A 23,412-nucleotide genomic window follows, 5' to 3' on the forward strand; every position below is an offset into this window, starting at 1 on the left:
TAACGTCGGGAACCCGCGGCGCCGGCCGCGAGTCCCATGAGGCGATCCTCCCCAGAATGATGGCGAAAAGCGGTCATAACCGCCGGTCTCGCCCCTTTCGCCCCGAATTTCAGTGGGAAGAAAAGAACGAGACACGAAGCCGGTCAGTCGACCCCTGCGCCGGTGACGCGGCGCAACAACCTGGCGAGGTCATTGTAGGTGGAGAACACCATCAAGGTGCAGACCATGGCGAGCCCGACACGGAACGCGTATTCTTGCGTACGTTCCGCGAGCGCGCGGCCGCGCGCGGCCTCGATCAGATAGAAGAGCAGATGTCCGCCGTCGAGAAGCGGCACCGGCGCGAGATTGAGCAGGCCGATCGAGATCGACAGGATCGCGATGAGATTGAACAGCGGCCCGACGCCCACCTTGTCGATCGCCTTCGCCATTTGGCCGGAGACCTGCGCAATGCCGATCGGGCCGGACAATTGGTCGGTCGCCTCGCGGCCGACGACGAGGCCGCCGAGATAGGAGGCGGTCCGTCCGATGATCGTCCAGGTCTCATTGACCGCGAGGACGAAGGACTGGCCGAGGTCGAAGCGCTCCTCGCGCTGGTCGGCGGGGTCCGAGCTCGCCTGCAGGCCGATCATGCCGATTTTGGTCTTGCCCAGAGCGGTCTCGATCTCGCGCAATTGCGGGGTCGCCTGCAGCGGCACATCCTCGCCGGCGCGGCGCACGACGATGCTGAGCGGCTTGCCGGTGGAGGCGGAGACGATCTCCTGCATCTTGCCGAAGCTGTCGATCGGCTCGCCGTCTATGGTGAGGACGAGATCGCCCTTCTGGAAGCCGGCCTGCTCGGCCGCGCCGCCCGCCTGCACGGCGGCGACCTTGGGCAGCAGCACATTGCGGCCGAAGGAGGCGTAGAGAAGGGTGAAGATGACGATCGCCAGCACGAAATTGGCGAGCGGCCCCGCCACCACTATGGCGGCGCGTTTCCACACCGGCTGGCCGAAGAAAGTGACCTTGCGCTCCTCCTCCGGCATGGCTTCGATGCGCTCGGGATCGGGCACGCTGGCGCCATTGGCGTCGCCGTGGAACTTCACATAGCCGCCGAGCGGAATCGCCGCCACGCGCCAGCGCGTGCCGTAGCGGTCATGGAAAGCCCAGAGCTCCGGCCCGAAGCCGATCGAGAAGGCGTCGATCTTGACCCCGCACCAGCGGCCGACGAGGAAATGGCCGAGCTCGTGGAAGAAGACCACCATCGTCAGCACGAAGACGAAGGGGACGACATAGATGAGGATCGTCATGAGCAAGTCCAGCAAAGCGATACTCCTGGCAAACGCTACTCACCAAGAGTCCGCCACGCGGCCTCGCCCTCTTGGTTACTGAAGCGTTAACATGCCCGAAGCCTGGTTCATCGCCAAGGCGCCGCGCGATCTTTCTCTCACAATATGGTCAATATCGAGGGCGTCCTCAACGGTGGCCGGCTCACGCGCCGTGCCGTCCTTGATCGCGGCCTCCAGCGCCTTCTCGACCTCGCGGGCGATTCCGTTGAAGCCGATGCGGCCGGAAAGGAAAGCCTCGACCGCGATCTCATTGGCGGCATTGAGAACCGTGGGCAAGGCGCCCCCCTCGCGCAGCGCGTCGAGCGCGAGGCCGAGCGCCGGAAAACGGTCGAGATCGGGCTTCTCGAAAGTCAGCGCGCCGAGCGCGACGAGATCGAGCCGCGGCGCCGGCGTCTCGATTCGCTCGGGATAGGCGAGACAATGGGCGATCGGCACGCGCATGTCCGGGCGGGCCAGCCCGGCCGTGACCGACCCGTCTGAAAAGCTGACGAGCCCATGCACGATGGATTGCGGATGCACGATGACGTCGAGCTTTGCCGCCGGCACGGCGAAAATATGATGCGCCTCGATCAGCTCGAGGCCCTTGTTCATCAGGCTCGCCGAATCGATCGTGTTCTTCGGCCCCATCGCCCAATTGGGATGGTTGAGCGCCTGCTCCACCGTGGCGGCCTCGATCGCCTCCCTCGTCCAGGTGCGGAACGGGCCGCCGGAGGCGGTGATGGTCATTTTCTCGATGCGCGAGACGTCCTCGCCGCCGAGCGCCTGGAAAATGGCGTTATGCTCGCTGTCGATGGGCAGCAGCCGCGCCTTTTTCTGCTGCGCCGTGCGCATGAAGGGCCCGCCGGCGCAGACGAGGCATTCCTTATTGGCGAGGGCGACGACGCGGCCGAGCGTGAGCGCCGCATGAGTCGGCTCGACCCCGGCCGCGCCGACGATCGCCGATACGACGAGATCGGCCTCGCGCGTCGCGGCCTCGATCACGGCCTCGCGTCCGGCGGCGACCTGAATATTGGTGCCGGAGAGCGCCTCCTTCAGCGCCGCATAGCCATCCTCGTCGCGAATGGCGACGAATTCGGCCTTCACCGCCAGCGCCGTCCGCGCCAGAGCGGCGTGGTCGCGCCCGCCGGCGATGGCCGAGACGGAATAGGCTTCCGGGTTGCGCAGCAGCAGATCGACAGTGGAGCGCCCGATCGATCCCGTCGCGCCGAGCAGCGCGATGCGCTTCGGCGAACGGCCGCGACGCGGCTCCACCCCACTCTGCTCCGATCCTGTCCCTTTCGCCATGTGACGCCGCCTACCAGATGAAAATGCCGGCGGCCAGGGACTCCTGACCGCGCAAACCGCCGAGCATGGCCGCGAAGGCGCTGGCGAAGATGAAGCCGTCGACCCGATCCATCACGCCGCCGTGACCGGGGATGAGCCGGCTCGAATCTTTCACTCCGAAACGGCGCTTGATCCAGGATTCGAAGAGATCCCCCGCCTGCGCCAGCGCCGCCGCGACAATGCCGACGAAAAACAGCGGCAGGGTCGCCGCCGCGCTCCAGCGGCTGAGATAGACGACGCCGACGCCCGCCAGCGCGCCGCTGGCGACGCCGACCAGCGTTCCCGACCAGGTCTTGCCGGGCGACACGCGCGGCCACAGCTTCGGCCCGCCGATCAGGCGGCCGCCGAAATAGGCCATCACATCCGTGCCCCAGACCACGGCGAACAGCCAGGCGATGGAGAGCGCGCCAAAATCGGGCGAATGGCGCAGCACATTGGTGGAGACGATCAACGAGCCGGCGTAGAGCAGGCCCGCCGGCGCCCACAGCCGGCATCCCGGCCCGGCGAGAATCGCGAGAATCGCCGAGAAGAAGACGAGCGAGGCGAGCGCGGCCGGGCCGCCGCCATGGGCGGCGAAGGCCGTCGCGCCGGCGAGAGAGGCGCCGCCGAGCGCGAAACGCGCGAGCGCCATCTTGCCGCCGACGATGCTCTGCCACTCCCAGGAGACGGCGAAGCCGGCGAGCAGCCAAAACAGCGCGAAAGCGTCGCCGCCGACATAGAGCGCGACCACCGCGGTCGCGATCAGCGCCGCAGCCGAGCCGATGCGCGGACCGAGATCGGAGAATTGACCGCCCCTCACGCCGGCTTTGGCGGCGGGTGGCTCGGAAGATTCGCTCATGAAGCGGTCTTCGCTCTGCGGTCGACCGGCGCGAGGCCGCCGAAACGCCGATCGCGCTGCGCATATTCGTCGATCGCCGCCTCGAAATCCGCCCGGCCGAAGTCCGGCCAATGAACCGGCACGAACAGCAGTTCCGCATAGGCGGCCTGCCACAGCATGAAATTGGACAGGCGCTGCTCGCCGCTGGTGCGGATGATGAGGTCTGGATCGGGAATATCGGCCGTGTCGAGACGTCGGGCGATCGCCTCGGCGTCTATGTCCTGCGGTCGCAGCCGGCCGGCGGCGACCTCCTCCGCGAGCGCGCGCGCCGCGGCGGCGATCTCCTGCCGCGCGCCATAATTGAAGGCGACGACGAGCGTGAGGCCGGTGTTGGCGGCGGTCGTCTGCTCGGCCTCGCGCAACAGCGCGGCGATCTCGGCCGCGAGATCCTCGCGCGCGCCGATGACCTTCACGCGGACATTATTGCCCTGCAGCTCGGCGAGGTCGTTGCGGATGAATCGATGCAGCAGCGCGAGCAGGCTCTGCACCTCCTCGGGCGGACGGGACCAATTTTCCACAGAAAAGGAATAGACCGTCAGAAAATCCACACCGAGCTCGATCGCCGCGCGCACGGTCTTGCGCAGGGCGTCGACGCCACGCCTATGACCCTCGAATCGCGGCAGGCCTCGCGCGGCCGCCCAGCGACCGTTGCCGTCCATGATCAAAGCGACATGACGCGGCGCGGATCTCGGCGCCAATGCCGGCGCTCCCAGTTCCAATATCCCACCATCTCCCATTTTTTTGTTCCGCGCCTACTCGAGAGCTCGGACCGGATCGGCCGGCGTCCCGTGAAAATCGAAAAGGCAAATCAAACTTGCATGATCTCTTTTTCTTTTTGCGCGAGCATGGCGTCGATCTCGCGCACCGACTCGTCGGTCGCCTTCTGCACCTCGGCCTCGTGACGCTTGGAGTCGTCCTCGGGAAGAGCGTGATCCTTCAGCAGCTTCTTCAATATGTCGATGCCGTCGCGCCGAACGTGGCGCACCGAGACCCGCGCATCCTCGGCATATTTGTGCGCGACCTTCACCAGCTCCTTGCGGCGCTGCTCGTTGAGCTCCGGCGTGCGAATGCGCAGCACTTGCCCCTCGACCGTCGGCGAGAGCCCGAGATTGGAATCGCGAATCGCCTTGTCGACGGCGCCGACGAGGCCCTTGTCCCACACCTGCACGGCCAGCATGCGCGATTCCGGCACGCTGATCGTCGCCACCTGGTTGAGCGGCGTCGCCTGGCCATAGGCCTCGACGTGGATCGGCTCCAGCAGGCTCGCCGAGGCGCGTCCGGTGCGAAGCCCGCCGAGCTCGTGCTTGAGGGTCGCCAGCGCGCCCTGCATGCGGCGTTTCAGTTCGGGCAGATCGAAAGTCTGAGCCATAGGAAACTTTGCCTATTCGTGAAGTCTTCGGTTCGAACGAGCGGGCCGCGCCGGCTCAGGGGTCGGAGCGTCTCATAGAACATAATCCGCCGAGGCGGAAATCGCCGCCGCATCCAGAGGGCGCCCGTCCGCTAAGGAACGACATGGGTGGCCCGCCCTCTTCCTTCCAGCACCGCGCGGATCGCGCCCGCCTCGGCGATGGAGAAGACGATTATGGGAATCTTGTTCTCACGGGCAAGAGCGAAGGCGGCAGTGTCCATCACGGCGAGGCTTTTCGCGATGGCCTCGTCATGGGTCAGCTGCTCATAGCGGCGCGCGGAAGGATCGCGCTTGGGATCGGCGGTGTAGACGCCATCGACCTGAGTGGCTTTCAGCACGGCGTCGGCCGAAAGCTCGGCGGCGCGCACCACGGCGGGCGTGTCGGTGGTGAAGAAGGGCAGGCCCGTGCCGCCGGCGGCGATGACGACCCGGCCCTTGTCGAGATGATGCAGCGCCGCCCGCCGCGAATAGGATTCGCAGAGCGACGGCATGGGCACGGCCGAGAGCGCGCGCGCCTGGCGGCCCTGCGCCTCTATCGCCTGCTCGAGCGCGAGCCCGTTCATCACCGTCGCCAGCATGCCGATCGAATCGGCGCGAGCACGCTCTATGCCCTTGTCGGCGCCCTGAATGCCGCGAAAGAAATTGCCGCCGCCGACGACGACCGCGATCTGCGCGCCGAGCGCGGCGGAAGCGGCGAGATCCTTGGCGATGCGCTCCAATGTCGGGGCGTGCAGCCCGTGCGGGGCGTCGCCCATCAGCGCCTCGCCCGAGAGCTTGACGACGACCCGCTTCCATTTCGGCGGGCTCGAAGGGTCCGTCATCGACGCCTCTCTTTCGCTGGTGGGCCTTTGTTCGACCTTAATAGGAAACCGCCGCCGCTCCGGCAAGGCGCGCCGCAGCGGAAACGGGCGCGCTCACAAAGCGCGGAGAAATTCGTCGATCGTCTCGAAAAAAGAAGCGGCGTCGCGCCGCGGAAACCCCGTGATTCGACGCAAGGCGGCGGCGCGGCGCGGAGAATCGGGGGCGCTATAGTCGAGGATCGCGTCGCGCCAGCCGAGGCCGTCGAGCGGATCGATATAGTCGAGCGTGTCGTCGGCGATCTCGCGAAAAATCTCTATGTCGGAGGCGATGATCGGGGCGCCGCAGGCCGCGGCCTCGGCGATGGGGAGCCCGAATCCTTCCGCGAAGGAGGGCGCGAGCGCGGCGCGAGCGCCGGCCAGCAGCCGCCGCATCGCCGGCGTCGACAGGCCGGAGGCCTCCACCACATGCGGGCGCAGGGCCGCGCAGCGCTCCAGCATGCGGAGCACGTTCTGATTGTGCCAGCCGCGCTTGCCGACGAGAACGAGCTTCGGCGCGCGCACGCCCTCGCGCTCGGCCAGCTCGCGCCAGACGTCGAGCATCAGCATGTGATTTTTGCGCGGCTCGATCGTGCTGCAGAAAACGAAATAGGGCGTGTCGGCGAGCCGCGGATCGGCGACCGCCGCGCGCTCGAAGGCGGGCGCCGCCGGAAGGCCGGCGACGCAGACCGGCAGATCGCCCCTGCCCTTCTCTGTCGCATAGTTCGTGAACCGGCGCGCGACCGAAGCGGATGCGACGACGACTCCCGCCGCCCGCCGCACGATATTGTCCATGACCAGACGATGCTTGTCGCGCTCGGCCGGGCGGAAGAACTCGGGCGCGTCCAGCGGCAGGAGATCATAGACGAAGAAGACAGGCTTCACGTCGGGCCGCGCGTCGAGCCAGCGCAAATGCCATTCCTTATGCACGGGAAACTGGCTCGCATTGAAGAACACGGCGGCCGCCGGCGCTTCCGACGGCGGCCGTCCGAGACGCAGAGCCCAGCGCCGCATAGCGCGCCAATTCTCTCGAACGATCGCCCAATCGCGACGCGCCACCCGCGGCGCCCGCGGCCCCTGCGGCGTCGCGCCGAGCGAGGCGACAAGGCGCTCGTACATCTCGTCCGTGGAGGAGCCGTCGGCCGTGGAGGAATCGCGAAGCTCGTTCCAATAGGTCTCTATGTCGTCGAGCGTGCGCAGCCCGGCCTCGGCGGCGGCGAGCCGCGGCCCGAGCGCCGCCGCGGCCAGCGCGACGCCGCCCTCGCCCGAGAGAAAATGCCGCGCCAGAGCGAAATCGACCCGATCAATGCCATTGGGCGTCGGATTGAGCGCGCGCGTGACGAGCCGCGTGACGTCATAGACCACGGGCCGTTTCATTGGCGGCATCGTTCGCCGCGCTCGCGGCATCGCCAATGGTCGATGATGTCGTTCGATTCGCGAATCGCGCGCTCGCTCTCCTTGGAGAGACATTCGCGATAATGGAAGACAGAGGCGATATAGGCCTCGACCTCGGCCCCGCAGGCCTCCGCCGCCCGGCCGGGCATGAAGACGCAAGGGGGCGAGCCCGGCTGCACGCAGAGATTGAAGCCGGGAGCCGCCTGCGGGTAAGCCGCCTCGGGAATCGTGAACGCCGTCGCCGATGCGGCGAGACGCATGAGGAACAGCAGGCGCCGTCCCGCGCCGCGCGCCGGCGTACGCCGATCGATGATCATCAGACGCTCGTCATGAGAAAAGCCAGCCACGCGCGGAGAATTGCCTCGTCGCGCGGCCATGCGCAAGAGCGCTGACGCTATTCTCCGGGCGCTCCGCCCGGCGTGCGGCGCGCGTCGCGCGGAGCCCGCCGCGTCTCCGCGGCGCGGGCGCCGAACCATTCCACCGCATCGGCGAGCGCATTGCGATAGGGACGCGAGCGATAGCCGAGCTCGCGGCGCGCCTTGGAGTCGTCGAAGAACATGGTCGTCGCCGAGAGGCGCAGGCTCTCGACATTGAGGAAAGGCTCACGGCCGGTGAGCCGCGCCAAAGCCTCATTGGCGTGAGCGAGCGGCAGCAGCGGCCAGCGCGGCAGGCGCACGAGCGGCGGACGCCCGCCGATGAGGCTCGCCACCTCGGCGAGCAGCTCGGAGAGCTCGACATTCTCGCCGCCGAGAATATAACGCTCGCCGATGCGCCCCTGGCGCAGAGCGGCGAGATGGCCGGCCGCGACATCCGCCACATGAACCACGGCGAGGCCGGTGTCGACATAGGCCGGCATATTGCCGCGCATCGCCTCGAGGACGATGCGGCCGGTCGGCGTCGGGCGGACGTCTCCGGGGCCGAGCGGCGCAGAGGGATTGACGATAATGGCCGGCAGCTGCAGCCGCTCGACCATATCCTCGACGAGCCGCTCCGAGAGGAGCTTGCTGCGCTTATAGGCGCCGAGCCGGTCGCAGGCCGCGAGCCGGCGCGTCTCGTCGCAGAGGCCGGAGGCGTCGGGCGCGAGCGTCGCGACGCTGCTGGTATGGACGATTCGCTCGACGCCGGCGCGCAGCGCCTCCTCCATGACGATGCGCGTTCCCTCGAGATTGGTGCGCATGACGACGCGGGGATCGGGCGCCCAGAGGCGATAGTCGGCGGCGACATGGAAGAGATAGCGCACGCCTGTGAGCGCAGCGCGCAGGCTCTCGCGCTCGGTCACATCGCCTTCGAAAATCTCATATTGCGGGCGGAGATTGGCGCGCGGGCTCGTCGGCCGGACGAAAGCGCGCACGCGAAAGCCCTGCTGGTGCAGCAGGGCTGCGACCGCCCCTCCGATGAAACCGCTCGCGCCGGTGACGAGGGCGATATCACGCATGTCGCTCGTCATGGCCAAAACGTCGACAAGCTCCGTTGTGGCGGCGCCGGAAGCGCCGCTCTCACGGCGCATCTGGGGCGTGCGCCCATAAAAGCAAGTCCCGCCAAAGCGTCAGCCGGCCGAGACGCCGGGAAGCTCGCGCGCGGGCTCGGCCGCAGCCGGCTCGGCCGCGGAGCGGCGCGTCGGCAGGCGGTGGATGGTCGCCGATTCCTGGTCGTCGCGGTCCATCCGCGACAGATCCTGACGCACCATCAGCACGAAGAGCGCGAAGGCGATGGCCGACATCGTTCCGATGGTCACGTCGAGGACGGAGAAGCGCCACAGCCGCGCCTCCACCACCTGCGGGCCGAGCCAGCAGGCGAAGAGGCTCCAGCCGGCGACCAGAATGCGGAACTCCGTCGCCCCCATGCCGCCATAGGACAGGCGATGCACGCCCGCCGTCGCCACGCGCAAATAAGTGTAGGAGCTCATCAGCAGATAGAGCGAGAGCACGAAAAGCGCCGACGGAAGCGTGAAATAGGGTGAGACGCCGAGGCCGACCACGATCAGGCTCTGCGCGATCAGATCGCTCGAATGATCGAGGAGGAAGCCGTAGCGCGGACGCTCGATCCCGCGGTAGCGGGCCAGAGTGCCGTCGAGCGAATCGCCGAACCAGTTCAGGAACAGGCCGGCCACCACCAGTGTGAGGAAACCGGCCGACCAATGGCTGAGCGCGAAGCCCGCCGCCGTCATCGCCGCGCCGACCAGCCCGGCCGCCGTCAGATGATCCGGCGTGGTCCAGGCGGGGAGCCGCGGAGCCAGCGCCTGCAGCACGCGCCGCTCGCCGATCGCCAAAAGGCTCGTGTTCAATCGGTTCGCCAAGAAACCCCCTCGAAAACCAAGCCCGCCCTCGCAGCCCAGACCGTGGCGAGACAGTATCGCCGGGGGCCGCGCGTCTTTTGCACCGCAATATACCGACCTTCAGCTTGCCCGCGGCTGGCCCTCGCGTCAATCGCTATCGAGCCTCCGACCGAATTTCAGACGTCCCGATAAAGGCTTCGCGCGTAAGTGGTCATTTCACCGCAGCGCCGACCGCGGCGCCCTGAATCGCCGGCTGCGTCAGCATGGAGACGAGCTGGAACGCCTTGGCGATCTCGGTCACAGGCGCATTGGACACATACAATATGTCCTTGTCCCGCATCGCGAACCGACGCGCCGTGAACAGGGACGCCGGATTGCGCATGTCGAGATGATAGGCGACCGGGATCAGCCGTTGCGAGGCCAGCAGCGGCGAAACGGTCGGATAATCCGCGATCACCGCCGTCTGCTCATAGCGCAGCACGAACAAGCCGCTCGGATCGGCGCGCTGGTCCGCGAGGCCGCCGGCCTTGCCGATCGCCTCCTCCAGAGTGATTCCCCGCGCGTCGAAAGGCACCACGGCGTTGGCCCCGGTCGCGCCGGCGACGGTAAAAGTCTGCGGCGTGCGCTCCACCGTCAGCACATCGCCCGGACGCACGAAAATATTCTCGCGCGGATTGGCCAGCAGCGCCTGGATCGGAGCCCGCGCGGTGCGGTCGCCGCGCGTCAGGCTGACGAAGGTCTCGTGCACCGGCGAGCGGAAGCCGCCGGCCTGGGCGATGACGTCCATCACACGGTCGCCGCGCAGCGTCAGCGGCACGCGCGCGCCCTGCGTCACCTCGCCCGTCACCGTCGCCGTATTGCTGATGTTGCGCGACACATTGACCAGCGCCTGCGGCTCGATCGCCTTGCCGCGCAGCCGCTCGATAATGACCGCCTCCACCTCCTGCTGGGTGCGGCCGGCGACCTGTATGCGCCCGGCGTAGGGAACCGTCACCGAGCCGTCACGCCCCACCGTCTGATCGGGAATCGCCGCCGAGCGTGAGCCCGGACTGGTTCGATCCATCGCCGGCGAGGAGAAGAGGCCGCCCGCGGCCGCCTCCCAAAGAGTGATCTGCAGCGTGTCGCCGACGCCGATCGGCTGCGAGGCCGGCGGACGATAATCGCCGAAGGAGCCGCGCAGGCCGGGCGCGCCATGCTTGGCCAGCGCCGCCACCACCTGCCCGTCGATCTCGACGAGGGCAAAGGCCGTCTCCGGCTGCGATTCGCTCGGCATGCCGGCGGTCATCACCGCATCGCCGGAAGGGCCGCTGCCCGGGAGCAGGCTGCAGCCGGAAAGCGAAGCAGCCGCCAAAACACCGAAAATACGAAGCGTCTTCAAAACCACGCCGCCCCCGACCAATGCTCCGAGCCGCTCCCGGAGCTTCGCCGCGCGCCCAAATGACCCTGTCTCTTTGGCGAAGACAAGGCCTTCCCCGCCGCATCCGCCGTTTATCGCCCGGCTGTGACCAGTTCGCTACAGGCCATGGTTAATAAAAAAAGGACGCCCCGAGAGTCGGAGCGTCCCCGAAAGATGCAGGATCGCGTCACGCGCGGCGATAGCGGGCCGCGCGTCAGCCCTTGCCGCGCGCCTGCTCGGCGGCGAGCGACATGCGCACCAGCTCGGAGAGGCTGCCTGCGTTCATTTTCAGCATGACATTGGCGCGATGGACCTCCACCGTGCGCACGCTGATGCCGAGCTCGCGGCCGATGACCTTGTTCGGCATGCCGTGCAGCAGACGCTCGAGGACCTCGCTTTCGCGCGCGGTGAGAGTCTGCAGCCGCGCCTCTATGGTCTGCGTCTCCGCGGCGCGGAACTGCTCCTCGCGCTCATAGGCGAGCGCGAGACGCACGCAGGCGATCAGCGCCTCATTGTCGAAGGGCTTCTCCAGAAAGTCGAAGGCGCCCTGCTTCATCGCCTGCACGGCGAGCGACACATCGGCATAGGCGGTGATGACGACGACCGGCAGCGACAATCGCCGCGCCTTCATCGCTTCCAGCAGCTCTATGCCGGTCATCTCCGGCATGCGCGCATCCGTCACCACACAGCCGGTGTCGCCCGGCTCCACCGACGCCAGAAGATGGCTGGCGCTCTCATGGGCGCGGACCCGAAAGCCGTCCGTGGACAGCAGCAGGCTGAGGGAATCCCGGACGGCGTCGTCGTCGTCGACAATATGGATCGTGGCGTCTCGACTCGTCCTCTCCTGCGGAATGGAGCACATCCGCCGAGACGTATCGTCGACGAGCGCGCCCGTCAGCGGCATCTGGACCATGTGCATCGCTCGTCTCGAGAGAAAAAGGCGGCGCATTGGCGCGCCGGCACAGGAAACGCGACGCATCGTTGCGCATCGCGTGGCGGCGGACAGATCATCATCAAGAACCTCGGAATAACCAACCGCGGAAAAGCTCTGCGCTCGACCCATGCGCCGACTTTCGATCGGCGTGACCCGCGCTATAATCATTATTCGGGCGCTGGAGAGATTGACAAACTGGGGAATGCACGTACTCGGGAAATGCGCAGGTGCGAATCACGAACGCATGTTCGAACATTATTCACGCAGCGCGGCGCAGCGCGGTTTTTCGGCGCGCCATGGCGACGACGAGGGGCTTCTTCCACGCATGCCTGCTGACGGCGACGCTCCATGGAGCCTGCGCGCAAGAGGTCGCGCGCGCGGATGATGACACACGCGCGCAATGGCGACGGCAGATCAACGAAGCGCGCGAGCGCTATGACGCTTTCGCGTCGCGCGTCGTCGCCGATCTCGATCGCATAGCGGAGGCTCACGCGGAACGCGAGGACGCGCATCTCGACGATCCGACATTGCGGCGCGGCGACATTCTGGTCACGGCGACGGGCCTGCTGATGTTCAAAGGCTCCAGCAAATTCGTACCCGATCTCGCCGATTTCGAGCCCATCGGCGAAGCGAGCGCGCGGCGCTCGGACCATGCCGCCACACTGCTCGATATCTTGCGCGCCCACGCCCGCGCCGGCCGTCGCGGCGGTTGAGGCGATCGAGGTCGAGGCGATTGCTGCGGCGCGGCCAATTTCGTGCTACATTAGCTCCGAAACATCGCCACGCCGGCCTTGAACCGGACGCCGCGGAGAAGACCAATGTTCATTCAGACCGAATCCACGCCCAATCCCTCCACGCTGAAGTTCCTGCCCGGCCGCCCTGTCCTCGCCGAGGGCGCGCGCGAGTTCCGCACGCCGGAGGCCGCCGCCGCCTCGCCGCTCGCGGGCGCGTTGCTCTCCATCGACGGCGTCGAGGCGGTGATGTTCGGCCCGGATTTCGTCTCCGTCACCAAGACCGACGCCGAATGGGCGCATCTGAAGCCGGCCATTCTCGGCACGATCATGGAGCATTTCAGCTCCGGCCAGCCGATCGTCGTCGAGGGCGCCGAAGCCGCCCCGGCGGAATTCTTCGATCCCGCCGACGCCGAGACGGTGGCGCAGATCAAGGAGCTGATCGTGACCCGCGTGCGTCCGGCGGTCGCCAATGACGGCGGCGACATCACTTTCCGCGGCTTTCGCGACGGAACCGTCTATGTGGCGATGAAAGGCTCCTGCTCCGGCTGCCCCTCCTCCACGGCGACGCTCAAGAACGGCATAGAAAATATGCTGCGCCATTTCGTGCCTCAGGTCACGTCGGTGCAGCAGGTTTGAGAGGCGGCTTTGAAAGCCGAGCGAAACCCGTCATAATCTGCCGGCAATGAGAATCCTCGCCATCGACACGGCGCTTCCCGCCGTTTCCGCCTGCGTGCTCGATCTGGGCGCCGCCGACCCACTCGCCATCGAGACGGCGCCGATGGAGCGCGGCCACGCCGAGGAATTGCTGCCGCTCATCGAGCGCGTGGTCGCCGCGGCGGGCGGCGGCTTCGGCTCCATCGGACGGGTGGCGGTCACGGTCGGGCCGGGCTCCTTCACCGGCATCCGAATCGGACTCGCGGCCGGACAGGCTATCGCCCTCGCCGTGAAGGCGCCCATCGTCGGCGTCTCCACTCTGGCGGCGCTGGCTGCGCCTTATGTTCTGCTCCCCTTCGACGGCGTGGTGGCGGCGGCGATCGACGCGCGCCATGGCCAGGTCTATGTGACCGCCTATGGGCCGGACGGCCGCACCCTGCTCTCGCCACGCCGCGTCGGCGCTCATGAGGCGCTGCGCGCGCTCGGCTCCGGCCCGCTGCGGCTGATCGGCTCCGGCGCGCCGCTGCTGGCCGAGGAGGCCCGCCTCGCCGGCCTCGAGGCGGAGGTCGCCAGCCGTGCGCCAGCGCCCGATATCGCCTTTGTCGCCCGGCTCGGCCTCGTCGCCGATCCGGCGACCGCCCCGGCTCGGCCTCTCTATTTGAAGGCTCCAGACGCCAAGCCTCTGGAACGACCGCTGCAAGACGCCCCGGCCGGCGCATGAGCTCCCGCGTCATGAGCCTGTTTTCGACCTTCTTTCCCAAGCCGCATTATGTGATCCGCCCCATCGGCGCCGATCACGCCTATGATTGCGCCAAGATTCACGCGGGCTCCTTCGCCTTCCCCTGGTCGAAGATCGATTTCGAGAGCCTTTTGACCGACCGCACCGTGCTCGCCGACGGCGCGATGAACGAGCGGCTGCTCAAGGACGAGATGGGCGGCATGGCGCTGTCCCGCCTGCTGCCGCCGGACGCCGAGATTCTGACTTTCGCCGTCGATCCGGCCCGCCGCGGCGCCGGACTCGGACGAGCGCTGCTCGCGGCGCATCTCGGCAATCTCGAGCGCGGCGGGGCGCGCCTCGTCTTCCTCGAGGTGGGCGAGGACAATACCGCGGCGCTGAAGGTCTATGAGAAGCTGGGCTTCAAGACGATCGGTCGCCGCGAGAATTACTATCAGCGGCCCAATGGCGAGCGTCAGGCGGCGCTGACGATGCGCTGCGAGCTGTGAGGCGCGCCGCCATCGGCCAATGATGAACCGCAACTGTCACGAAACTGTCGTTCGCGCGTTAGAGACAGGGCCATGCCTTATCTGCGCGCGCTCGCTTTCGTCCTGGCGATGACCGGGGCCTTCGTCTTCTTCGTCCCCGTCCAGTGGCTGGCGCGGAGACGGCGCTGGGAGCTGCGTCATAATATTCAGACCGGCTTTTGCCGCGTGATGTGCGCCATCATCGGCATAGATGTGCGCGAGCAGGGCCGACTCACGGGGACGAGCCCGCGATTCGTCGTCGCCAATCATGTCTCCTGGACCGACATCATCGCCCTCGCCAGCCGCTATCCGCTGGTGTTTCTGGCGAAGTCCGAGGTCTCCGCCTGGCCGGTGCTGGGCTTTCTGGCGCGGCTGCAAGGCACGGTCTTCGTCGAGCGCGGCAATCGACGGGCGATCCCCATCGTCAATGCGGCTCTGGCGGAGCGGCTGCGGCAGGGCGACGATATCGTCGTCTTCGCGGAAGGCACGTCGAGCGACGGCGCCGGCGTGCTGAAATTCAACGCCTCACATTTCGCCATGCTGACCGAACTCGCCGCCACCAATGCGGCCGCGCCTACGCTCGCCCCGGCCGCCATTCTCTACACGGAGCGAAAAAGCGCGCCCGGCGGCCGGCTGGACGTCGGCTGGTACGGGGATATGACTTTCCTCCCACATTTATGGAGTCTGATGAAGCGCGGCGGCGCAAAATGCCATATATTGTGGGGTGAGGCGGTGGACCCCGGCTCCGGCGACCGCAAGGCTCTCGCCGCCGCCACAGAGGCGCGCGTGCGAGAACTTCTGGCGACGGACGTTGCGGGCCGGGAAAGCGAGAGTAATATCGCCCCGACGCGAGCCCCCGCCGCCCGTTGAGGAGAAACCGAGATTTCCGACGCCGCATCGAAGCCCGCGCCCGCCTTATCCCTAGAGCAAGCGCCGGGAGCCCTGGGAACCGCGAAAGCCTATGTGAAATCATATGGCTGTCAGATGAACGTCTATGACGCGACGCGCATGGCCGATCTGCTCGCGGCGCGCGGCTATGCGGAGGCCGCCGACGAGGACGACGCCGATCTCGTCGTGCTGAACACCTGCCATATTCGTGAGAAGGCGACGGAAAAGGTCTATTCCGAGCTCGGCCGCCTCGCTCGGGTGAAGAGCGAGCGCAGAGCCGAAGGCCGGGACTATCGAATCGTCGTCGCGGGCTGCGTCGCCCAGGCGGAAGGCGAGGAGGTGCTGCGCCGCCAGCGCGCGGTCGATCTCGTCGTCGGGCCTCAGAGCTATCACCGCCTCTCCGATCTCCTGAACCGCGCCGAGGCCGGCGAGCGCGTCGCAGAGACGGATTTCGCCGTCGCCGACAAATTCGAGGCGCTGCGCCGCGCGGCGGCCGCAGGCAAGCGTGTGCGCGACGTCACGGCCTTCGTCACGGCGCAGGAAGGATGCGACAAATTCTGCTCCTTCTGCGTGGTGCCCTACACGCGCGGCGCCGAAATATCGCGCCGCCCAGAAGAGATCGTCGAGGAGGCGAAGGCGCTGGCCGCGGCCGGCGTGCGCGAGCTGACCGTCATCGGCCAGAACGTCAATGCCTATAGCGGCTTGGACGAGAATGGCGCGCCCTGCTCCCTGCCCCGCCTGCTGGCGCGGCTGGAGCGTATCGAAGGCGTCACGCGGCTGCGCTACACCACGAGCCATCCGATCGATATGACGCAGGAGCTGATCGACGCCCATGCCGAGCTGCCGACTCTGGCGCCCTTTGTTCACCTTCCGGTGCAATCCGGCTCGGATCGCATTTTGAAGGCGATGAACCGACGCCATGACGCGCGCTTTTATGTTGACATTGTCGCGCGGCTGCGCGCGGCGCGGCCGGATATTGCGCTGTCTTCCGACTTCATCGTCGGCTTTCCCGGCGAGACCGACGCGGATTTCGAGGCGACGCTGGAACTCATTCGCGCCGTCGGATTCGCGTCCACTTTTTCGTTCAAATATTCGCCGCGCCCCGGCACGCCCGGCGCCGAGCGCGAGGATCAGATCGACGAGAGCGTCAAATCCGAGCGGCTCGCCATTCTCCAGGCGCTGGTCGAGGAGCAGCGGCAGGCGTTCAACGCCGCCACCGTGGGCCGCACAGTGGAGGTCTTGTTCGAGAAGGCCGGCCGGCACGAGGGTCAGATCGCCGGCAAGAGCCCCTATATGCAGCCCGTCCATGCGATGGGCGGCCTGGAGCTGATCGGAAAGACGCTGCCGGTGACGATCGTCGCCGCCGGCTCCAATTCGCTGGCCGGCGCCATCGTCGGCCGAACGAGCCTTGAAGCTGCGAGGGAGGCCGCCCTGTGACGCTCGACCGCGAGAGACGGGTCTTCGAACAGCCGGACGCGCCGCGTTCGGGCGAGCCGGAGGCGGAGATCACGCTCGCCTTCGAGGATAATCGTTACGCCTCGCTGGTTTTCGGCCTCTACGACCAGCATCTCGCCAAGATCGAGCGGCGCCTTGCCGTCTCCTGCTTCGCCAACGGCAATCATGTCACGCTGAAGGGCCGCGCCGAGGCCTGCGAGCAGGCCCGCCGCGTGCTCGAAATTCTCTACGGCCGCGTGCAGCTCGGCCAGAAGGTGGGATTGGGCGACGTGGACGGCGCCATACAGGAATCGGCCCGCCAGGGCAGCCTCTTTCCCGAGGCGGAGCCCAGCCGCGCCGTCTTCGAGCAGATTTCGACGCGCCGGCGCGGTCCGGTGCGGGCCCGCAACCTCGCCCAGGATCTCTATCTGCGGGCGTTGAAGCGCCATGAGCTGGTCTTCGCCGAGGGGCCGGCCGGCACGGGAAAGACCTGGCTCGCGGTCGGCCATGCCGTCTCGCTGCTCGAGCAGGGCGCGGTCGAGCGCATCATTCTCTCGCGTCCGGCCGTGGAGGCCGGCGAGCGCTTGGGCTTCCTGCCCGGCGACATGCGCGAGAAGGTCGACCCCTATCTGCGGCCCATCTATGACGGCCTCCATGATTTCATGGACCCGCGCATGGTGGAGCGCGGCATTCAAACCGGCATGATCGAAGTGGCGCCGCTCGCCTTCATGCGCGGGCGCACGCTCACCAAGGCCTGCGTTTTGCTAGACGAAGCGCAGAACGCCACTTCCATGCAGATGAAAATGTTTCTCACCCGTCTCGGCGACGGATCGCGTATGATCATCAATGGCGACCCGTCGCAGACCGATCTGCCCCCCGGCCAGAAATCCGGGCTGAGCGAGGCGATCGCGCTGCTCTCCAACATAGAGGGCGTCGGAAGGGTGAAATTCGCCGAGGGCGACGTGGTGCGCCACGACCTCGTGCGGCAAATCGTCGGCGCCTATGAAGCGGCCGCGCGGGAGAAGGCGAAGCCTCGAGAATCATGAGCGTCGCGATCGACATTATCGTCACCGCGCCCTGCTGGGATCAGCAGGCCGGGCTCGACGAGCTGACGCAGAGTACCGTGCGCGAGTGCGTCGCCCAGACGGCGGCGCCGCTCGCGCCGGGCTGCGAGCTGAGCGTCAACTTCACCGATGACGCCACCATCCGCGAATTGAACGCGCAATGGCGCGGCATGGACAAGCCCACCAATGTTCTCTCCTTCGAGACGCCCGGCCCGCTCGCGCGCCGCATGGCGCTCGGCGATATCGTCATCGCGCATGAGACCGTCGCGCGCGAGGCGGCGGAGCAGGACAAGAGCTTCGACGCGCATCTCACCCATTTGCTCATTCATGGATTTCTGCATCTGATCGGCTACGACCATCAAGCTCCACGGGAGGCCGAAGAGATGGAGGCGCTGGAGCGACGCATAGCGACGGCGCTCGGCCTCAATGATCCTTACGAAGGCTCCGAGCTCGTGGCGGAGACTTCATCCAAAGGAAAATCGAACGGCGATGTCTAGGACGGATAATGGCGAGCACGCGGCCACGAGGCGCGAGCAGCGAAGCGGCATCGTCGATCGGCTGCGGGCGCTCATCGGGCTCGGCTCGCCCTCGGTGCGCGAGGACATAGAGGAGGCGCTGGAAGGCGCCGCCGGCGATGTGACGCCGCATGAGCGCGTGCTGCTGAAAAATGTGCTGGCCCTGCATGATCTGCGCGTCGCCGACGCGATGATCCCGCGCGCCGATATCGTCGCCGTCGCGCAGGACGCCACGCTCGGGGAGACGCTGGCGCTGTTCCGCAACGCCGGCCATTCCCGCCTGCCCGTCTATGGCGACACGCTCGATGATCCGCGCGGCATGATCCATATTCGCGATTTCGTCGATTATCTCGCCTCGCTCGCCGAGCGCGCCGAGCCCGTGACGGTGGAAGCGCCGGCGCCGAGCGAGCACGCGCCGACCGTCTCGCTCGCCGCGATCGATTTTTCCGCGGAGCTCTCCACCGTCACCGTGCTGAAGCCGGTGCTCTATGTGCCGCCCTCCATGCCGGCGCTCGATCTTCTGGTGAAGATGCAGGCGACGCGCACGCATCTCGCGCTCGTCATCGACGAATATGGCGGCACGCATGGTCTCGTCACGATGGAGGACATCGTCGAGATGATCGTCGGCGACATAGAAGACGAGCACGACGTCGACGAGGAGCCGCGCATAGAAACCGTGTCCGACGGCGTTTTCCTGGTCGACGCGAAAGCCGATCTCGACGAAGTGTCGCAGCGGCTCGGCGTCGATTTCACGCCGGAGGACGACGGCGCCGAGGTGACGACGCTCGGCGGGCTCGTCGCCTCGCTCGCCGGCCATGTGCCGATGCGCGGCGAGATCGTGCCCGCGCCGGTGGAAGGCTGGGAGTTCGAGATCGTCGAAGCCGATCCGCGCCGCGTCGCGCGGCTGCTGGTGCACGCCCCGAAATAGGATTCTCCTGCGAAAACGCTATCCGATCAAATCGGATAGCGCTCCGATTCTCCGCGTCTGTGACCCGCGTCAGGCGTGGCGTGCAGGACGCAACGCGACGATCGTCGAGCAGACCAGCGCCGCGGCCCAGAGGCCAAGGAAGGCGCTGGCGTTGATGGCGAAAATGCGCGCGACGCTGGCGAGCGCATAATGCGAGACGTCGCCGCCCACGGCGCGGGTGATCGTGAAGAGCGCGCCCTCATAGACGAGAAAGCTCGCGACCAGCGCAGCGAAGGGCGCGCCGGCGCCGATCGACATGCGCGCGGCGAAACGCGCCGTCTCGCAGCACAGGAGCGCGATGAGTCCGAGCGCGCCGCCCCAGGCGAGCGTCTCGAAGTCCAATGGATAATGCAGCATGGTGAAGCCGACGAGCTGATTGGCGAACCAGATCGCCGCCGTCAGCGCCAGCGCATTGCGCCGCGCGCTGGTGAGCGCCGCAATGGCGGCGAAGCCCGCGAGCGGCGCCGCGCAAGCGAAGGCGAGCGAGAAGAAGGCGCCGACGAGAATGAGCGCGCCGCTCCACAGCAGATTGCGCTCATCGATGATGGGAAGTGAAAGCCTTGTCATGCGATGCTCCTTATTTATGAGCGGGGCCGGACGCCCTGCTCTACTGAAGATCAATGCCGAAGATCAATGCGCCGCCCGATCGAGCGGATCGGGCTCGACGAGACCGAGCCAGCGCGCCCGCAGCGCATCCCACAATGCGAGCCGCGACCAATCGGGCTCACGCAGAATTTTCTCCGTCTCTGGATGCAGAAACGGATTGGGCAAGAGCACGGCGAGCTGCTGCTCATCCGCGCCATTGAACAATTGCAGGCTCCAGGACATTGGAACGCATGTCCCCGAGAAGCGCCGATGCAACTCCGCGCGCGCCGTGCGCCTGTGCTGCGCGAGCTCTGGCGATGTCGGCCGGCTGCGCGGTCCTTTCGTCTCGCCGATGCAGACATGGAAATGCGTCTGCCCGAAAGCGATGGTGAGATAGCCATCGAGGAGACCAATATGCGTCGGCGCCTGATCGACATGAATCTCGAAGGCCGCGCCTTGAATGATCGGCCCGAACACGATCTCGCGCCAATGATTTTCAAAAAGATCGCGCAGCAGCGCCTCCAGGCTCTGCGCATCGGTCGGCAGAGCGAAGACATCGACCGGCGTTCCATCCGGCTCCAGGCGCCGTTGCGGCGTCGCATCCGTCATCGGTTCATTCTCCCTCGAAACCTCGTCACCAGCTGAACTTCACGCCGCCATAGATGGAGCGTCCCGCCGTTCCGTAGTCGAGGACTTCCTCATAGCGCGCGTCATTGACGTTCTCGATCCGCGCGAACACCGACATGCGCTCGTCGATCTTGTAATCGGCGAAGAGATCCAGCTTGGCGTAAGGCGCGAGCATCACGCGCTGCGAGAAAATATAGTCGTAATCGGGGTTCGGCCCGACGAAGGTAAGGCGCGCCTCGAGCTCAAGCCCTGCGATTCCCGTGTAGATGAGGGAGCCCGTCGCCTTGTCGCGCGGCCGGCGGAACAGGCTGCGCTGCGTCGTCAGATTTTCCGCGGCGAGATGCGTGTAGCTCGTGCGCAAGCGCCATTCGCCGGGAACGACGATCGCCTCGCCGGAAAATTCGACGCCTTTCGTGCGCGCGCGGCCGACATTGTAATAGCAGCCGAAGGCCTGTGTCGCAGAGCAGCTCGGCGCGCGGCCGAATTCGATGAGGTCGCGAAAGCGATTTTCGAACAGCGACAGCGATGCGTAGAGACGCTCGCCGAACAAGGATTGATCGACGCCGACGTCATAGCCGACGCTCGTCTCCGGCGCGAGCGTCGGATCGCCATATTGGCTGAAGCGCTGATAGAGCGAGGCGACGCGCGCGCCCGTTCCGGCGCTGCCGCGTAATTTCGTTCCAGTCTCCTCGAGGCGATAGGCGGCGGTGGCGCGCCAAGTCGCGAATGTGCGATTTTGATCGACCGCATCGATGCGGCCGCCATAGGAGAGATCGATGCGCTCGAGCAAGGTGAGCTTGTGCTGCGCGAAGCCTGAATGCGTCGTCTGCGCAGCTTCGATCGGCGTGAATGTGGTCGGCGGAACCGGGTCCTGCGACGTGCGCACGGACTCCGTCTCATTGCGCGCGCCGAAGGTCAGAAGGCCGAAGCCGTCGAGCGAAAGATCGCCCTGATATTCGAAGCCGCGCCGCGCGCCGCGATAGCCGCGGCGGCAATTGTAGGAGTCGTAGCTCGCATCATAGCAGGAGCGCGCCTGCCAGACGTCTCGGTTCGTCACATTGCCGAACAGAGTGAAGCGATTGTGCAATGCGCGATCGAACATGTCGGCGTCGATGCGCGCAAAGCCCTGCGCGAATGTCGCATGCTGATGATTTTGCGGATCGAACACATCCACGCCGGAAAAGGAATAAGGATTGTCGAAGCGGATCGCGCTGTCATAGCCGAAGAAGCCGGCCTCGACCGCGATATCCTCATTCACGCGATAGCCGAGGCGCGCGCTGGCGCCACCTTTTCTGGTCGGATCATTGGGCGGCAGAGGCGGCAGAGGCGTCTTGCCGTCGCCGATCGTCAGCGGCCGCGTGATGCGATAGCCATAGCGCGGATGACCGTCGATCGTCAGCGCATCGATCGCGAATGCGTACCACAAGCGGTCCTCGCTTCCCGAGACGCGCGCGCGCAAATGTCCGGTTCCATAGGAGCCGCCTTCCAGGGAGAGAGACGCGCGCGGCCGCCCCTCGCCTTTGCGCGTGACGATGTGAATGACGCCGCCCATCGCGTCGGAGCCATAGAGCGCCGATTGCGGGCCGCGCAGCACCTCTATGCGTTCTATGTCGGTGGCGACGAGACCGCCGAGATCGACGGAGCCATCGGTGGAGGACGGATCGCCGATGCGCACGCCATCGACGAGCACGAGCGTCTGGCCGGGCGTCGCGCCGCGTAGAAAGACGGAGGTCTGCGCGCCGGGGCCGCCGGTCTCATAGAGATCGAGGCCGGGCGCGCCGCGCAGCGCCTCGGTGAGGCCGGTCGCGCCGCGCTTCTCGATCTGCGCGGACGGGATCACGGTGACGGCGGAGGAGGATTTGTCGACGCGCTCTTCGACGCGATCGGCGGAGACGATGGTCGCCGCGCCGATCTCGACCGTGGGCAGAGCCTCCTGCCCAGCGGCGGAAGCGGGAAGAAGAAGCACGGCGGAACAAAGCGCAAAACGAGAAGCGGCGCCCGCGAGGGCGGCCCAATGAGACAGGGAGGACATTGCCGGAAGACTCGCAGCAGACGTGGGCCGTCACTGCGAAAGGTCGCGACCCTCTCGCACAAAGCGAAAAGAGTCTCGGCCGCCTCGGTGCACCCCGCCCGACGCTATCGCGCGTGACCACGACTGATGGCAGGTCTCCTGGCTCGCGGGTCAGCGCCTTCGGATCGCCTTCCCGGAGCGTCTGCTCCAGTGGCTCGTATGATCCTCGGCTCGCCGCTCACAGTTGCGGGGGCAGCCGCGGCTTCGCGCCGTCGCCGGCGCTCACCGCATTCCCTTTTGATCCCTCGAGAGGGAACCATCCCTTTCAATAGAGCCGCGCAGCGCCGCCCTGTCAAGCGCCCGTCGGCATGTTCGGAACGAAGCCTCGCGCGGCGCGTTGGGATTGCGGCGACAGGACTCGTCCCCCGGAACTCGCGCCCGGAACTCGCGCCAGGGAAAATTCGATTAGAATTTCGGAGAAGATAAATGAGCGCCATTCACCTCGTCGCCACCAATGACCTGCCGCGCGCCCAAGTCGGCGGCGTCGACGATCCGAGCGTGCGCTGGGCGGGCGCCTTCGCCTCCTGCGGCGAGCATGGCGCCACGCAATCCTCGACCATCGTCTATGAGATCGAGCCCGGCGGACGGCTCGGCTGGCACACGGACGCCACCGAGGAGACGCAATATATCCTCGGCGGCTCCGGCGAGTTGCGCGCCGAGGGCGGCGTCACCCATCATGTGCGGCCGGGCGACGTCTTCGTCATTCCGACGCCGCTGCGGCATGATCTCGTCAACACGGGCGAGGAAACGCTGCGCGCCGTCGCCTTCTTCGCGGCGCCGATGTTCACGCAGCGTTTCGACAATGTGATGATCGCGCCCGACGTGCATGTGCTGGGCACGCCGAACCGCGCGGGCTGAGCGT

Annotated in this window: 25 protein-coding genes and 1 riboswitch; of the genes, 10 read left to right on the forward strand and 15 right to left on the reverse strand. The window is 66.8% G+C overall.

Translation table 11 applies throughout. The features are described 5' to 3' along the window. Nucleotides 1-143: 143 nt before the first annotated feature. The 12 genes from rseP to fixJ all read right to left on the reverse strand — a co-directional run bounded on the left by rseP (nt 144) and on the right by fixJ (nt 11,697). Nucleotides 144-1,286: an RIP metalloprotease RseP gene (rseP, locus tag GYH34_RS13015; protein WP_174242454.1), complete on the reverse strand. Its 1,143-nt coding sequence runs from the start codon at nt 1,284-1,286 to the stop codon at nt 144-146. Between the two features lie 75 nt (nt 1,287-1,361). Next, nucleotides 1,362-2,609 (reverse strand): 1-deoxy-D-xylulose-5-phosphate reductoisomerase, encoded by a 1,248-nt coding sequence (dxr, locus tag GYH34_RS13020; protein WP_161913949.1) that lies wholly within the window; start codon nt 2,607-2,609, stop codon nt 1,362-1,364. A 10-nt stretch (nt 2,610-2,619) separates the two neighbouring features. Continuing rightward, on the reverse strand, nt 2,620-3,486 hold the full coding sequence (locus GYH34_RS13025; RefSeq protein WP_161913950.1) for a CDP-archaeol synthase: 867 nt from the start codon (nt 3,484-3,486) through the stop codon (nt 2,620-2,622). Then, a complete protein-coding gene (locus GYH34_RS13030; RefSeq protein ID WP_161913951.1) occupies nt 3,483-4,262 on the reverse strand; it encodes an isoprenyl transferase in 780 nt (259 codons plus the stop codon). Before GYH34_RS13030 ends, GYH34_RS13025 begins: the two co-directional genes overlap by 4 nt. A gap of 71 nt (nt 4,263-4,333) precedes the next feature. Next, entirely contained in the window at nt 4,334-4,894 is a 561-nt protein-coding gene (gene frr / locus GYH34_RS13035) for a ribosome recycling factor (protein WP_161913952.1), read from the reverse strand. A 131-nt stretch (nt 4,895-5,025) separates the two neighbouring features. Further along, nucleotides 5,026-5,754 carry a UMP kinase gene (gene pyrH, locus GYH34_RS13040; protein ID WP_161913953.1) on the reverse strand — a complete coding sequence of 243 codons (729 nt, stop codon included), beginning with the start codon at nt 5,752-5,754 and terminating at the stop codon, nt 5,026-5,028. Nucleotides 5,755-5,847: 93 nt separating this feature from the next. After that, nucleotides 5,848-7,146, reverse strand: coding sequence for a glycosyltransferase (locus GYH34_RS13045; protein WP_161913954.1), 1,299 nt, complete (start codon nt 7,144-7,146; stop codon nt 5,848-5,850). Further along, nucleotides 7,143-7,481, reverse strand: coding sequence for a hypothetical protein (locus GYH34_RS13050; protein ID WP_161913955.1), 339 nt, complete (start codon nt 7,479-7,481; stop codon nt 7,143-7,145). Before GYH34_RS13050 ends, GYH34_RS13045 begins: the two co-directional genes overlap by 4 nt. A 77-nt stretch (nt 7,482-7,558) precedes the next feature. Next, a complete protein-coding gene (hpnA, locus tag GYH34_RS13055) occupies nt 7,559-8,599 on the reverse strand; it encodes a hopanoid-associated sugar epimerase (RefSeq protein WP_348983890.1) in 1,041 nt (346 codons plus the stop codon). 111 nt (nt 8,600-8,710) lie between these two features. Beyond that, nucleotides 8,711-9,460: a CDP-alcohol phosphatidyltransferase family protein gene (locus GYH34_RS13060; protein WP_244635102.1), complete on the reverse strand. Its 750-nt coding sequence runs from the start codon at nt 9,458-9,460 to the stop codon at nt 8,711-8,713. A gap of 190 nt (nt 9,461-9,650) precedes the next feature. Next, entirely contained in the window at nt 9,651-10,724 is a 1,074-nt protein-coding gene (locus tag GYH34_RS13065) for a polysaccharide biosynthesis/export family protein (protein WP_244635104.1), read from the reverse strand. Between the two features lie 325 nt (nt 10,725-11,049). Next, nucleotides 11,050-11,697, reverse strand: coding sequence for a response regulator FixJ (gene fixJ / locus GYH34_RS13070; RefSeq protein ID WP_051079663.1), 648 nt, complete (start codon nt 11,695-11,697; stop codon nt 11,050-11,052). 368 nt (nt 11,698-12,065) lie between these two features. Here fixJ and GYH34_RS13075 point away from each other — a divergent pair, with 368 nt between their 5' ends. From GYH34_RS13075 to GYH34_RS13115, 9 genes are all read left to right on the forward strand, one after another. Further along, on the forward strand, nt 12,066-12,482 hold the full coding sequence (locus tag GYH34_RS13075) for a hypothetical protein (RefSeq protein WP_161913958.1): 417 nt from the start codon (nt 12,066-12,068) through the stop codon (nt 12,480-12,482). Between the two features lie 105 nt (nt 12,483-12,587). Next, nucleotides 12,588-13,139, forward strand: coding sequence for a NifU family protein (locus tag GYH34_RS13080; RefSeq protein ID WP_161913959.1), 552 nt, complete (start codon nt 12,588-12,590; stop codon nt 13,137-13,139). A gap of 46 nt (nt 13,140-13,185) precedes the next feature. After that, nucleotides 13,186-13,878 (forward strand): tRNA (adenosine(37)-N6)-threonylcarbamoyltransferase complex dimerization subunit type 1 TsaB, encoded by a 693-nt coding sequence (gene tsaB, locus GYH34_RS13085; protein WP_161913960.1) that lies wholly within the window; start codon nt 13,186-13,188, stop codon nt 13,876-13,878. 11 nt (nt 13,879-13,889) lie between these two features. Next, nucleotides 13,890-14,381 carry a GNAT family N-acetyltransferase gene (locus tag GYH34_RS13090; protein ID WP_244635106.1) on the forward strand — a complete coding sequence of 164 codons (492 nt, stop codon included), beginning with the start codon at nt 13,890-13,892 and terminating at the stop codon, nt 14,379-14,381. A 72-nt stretch (nt 14,382-14,453) separates the two neighbouring features. Then, nucleotides 14,454-15,269 (forward strand): lysophospholipid acyltransferase family protein, encoded by an 816-nt coding sequence (locus GYH34_RS13095; RefSeq protein WP_161913962.1) that lies wholly within the window; start codon nt 14,454-14,456, stop codon nt 15,267-15,269. A 12-nt stretch (nt 15,270-15,281) separates the two neighbouring features. Further along, nucleotides 15,282-16,724 carry a tRNA (N6-isopentenyl adenosine(37)-C2)-methylthiotransferase MiaB gene (gene miaB / locus GYH34_RS13100; protein ID WP_161915013.1) on the forward strand — a complete coding sequence of 481 codons (1,443 nt, stop codon included), beginning with the start codon at nt 15,282-15,284 and terminating at the stop codon, nt 16,722-16,724. Beyond that, nucleotides 16,721-17,767, forward strand: a complete 1,047-nt coding sequence (locus GYH34_RS13105) for a PhoH family protein (protein WP_161913963.1) — start codon at nt 16,721-16,723, stop codon at nt 17,765-17,767. Before miaB ends, GYH34_RS13105 begins: the two co-directional genes overlap by 4 nt. Beyond that, the gene (ybeY, locus tag GYH34_RS13110) at nt 17,764-18,282 is read left to right on the forward strand and encodes an rRNA maturation RNase YbeY (RefSeq protein ID WP_161913964.1); all 519 of its coding nucleotides are present in this window, start codon (nt 17,764-17,766) and stop codon (nt 18,280-18,282) included. The genes GYH34_RS13105 and ybeY overlap by 4 nt, the downstream gene beginning before the upstream one ends. Beyond that, nucleotides 18,275-19,228, forward strand: a complete 954-nt coding sequence (locus tag GYH34_RS13115) for a hemolysin family protein (protein WP_161913965.1) — start codon at nt 18,275-18,277, stop codon at nt 19,226-19,228. The genes ybeY and GYH34_RS13115 overlap by 8 nt, the downstream gene beginning before the upstream one ends. Nucleotides 19,229-19,297: 69 nt before the next feature. Here the strand turns inward: GYH34_RS13115 and GYH34_RS13120 are convergent, their stop codons facing one another. The 3 genes from GYH34_RS13120 to GYH34_RS13130 form a co-directional block, all read right to left on the reverse strand. Beyond that, nucleotides 19,298-19,834 (reverse strand): hypothetical protein, encoded by a 537-nt coding sequence (locus GYH34_RS13120; protein WP_161913966.1) that lies wholly within the window; start codon nt 19,832-19,834, stop codon nt 19,298-19,300. A 63-nt stretch (nt 19,835-19,897) separates the two neighbouring features. Continuing rightward, on the reverse strand, nt 19,898-20,461 hold the full coding sequence (locus GYH34_RS13125) for a hypothetical protein (protein WP_161913967.1): 564 nt from the start codon (nt 20,459-20,461) through the stop codon (nt 19,898-19,900). 25 nt (nt 20,462-20,486) lie between these two features. Further along, nucleotides 20,487-22,511: a TonB-dependent receptor gene (locus tag GYH34_RS13130; RefSeq protein ID WP_161913968.1), complete on the reverse strand. Its 2,025-nt coding sequence runs from the start codon at nt 22,509-22,511 to the stop codon at nt 20,487-20,489. Between the two features lie 110 nt (nt 22,512-22,621). Next, nucleotides 22,622-22,826, reverse strand: a riboswitch (cobalamin riboswitch). Between the two features lie 150 nt (nt 22,827-22,976). Between GYH34_RS13130 and GYH34_RS13135 the strand changes: the two genes are divergently transcribed. Further along, nucleotides 22,977-23,408 (forward strand): cupin domain-containing protein, encoded by a 432-nt coding sequence (locus tag GYH34_RS13135; RefSeq protein ID WP_142862707.1) that lies wholly within the window; start codon nt 22,977-22,979, stop codon nt 23,406-23,408. Nucleotides 23,409-23,412 lie beyond the last annotated feature (4 nt).

The organism is Methylosinus sp. C49 (genome assembly GCF_009936375.1).
Lineage (GTDB): Bacteria > Pseudomonadota > Alphaproteobacteria > Rhizobiales > Beijerinckiaceae > Methylosinus.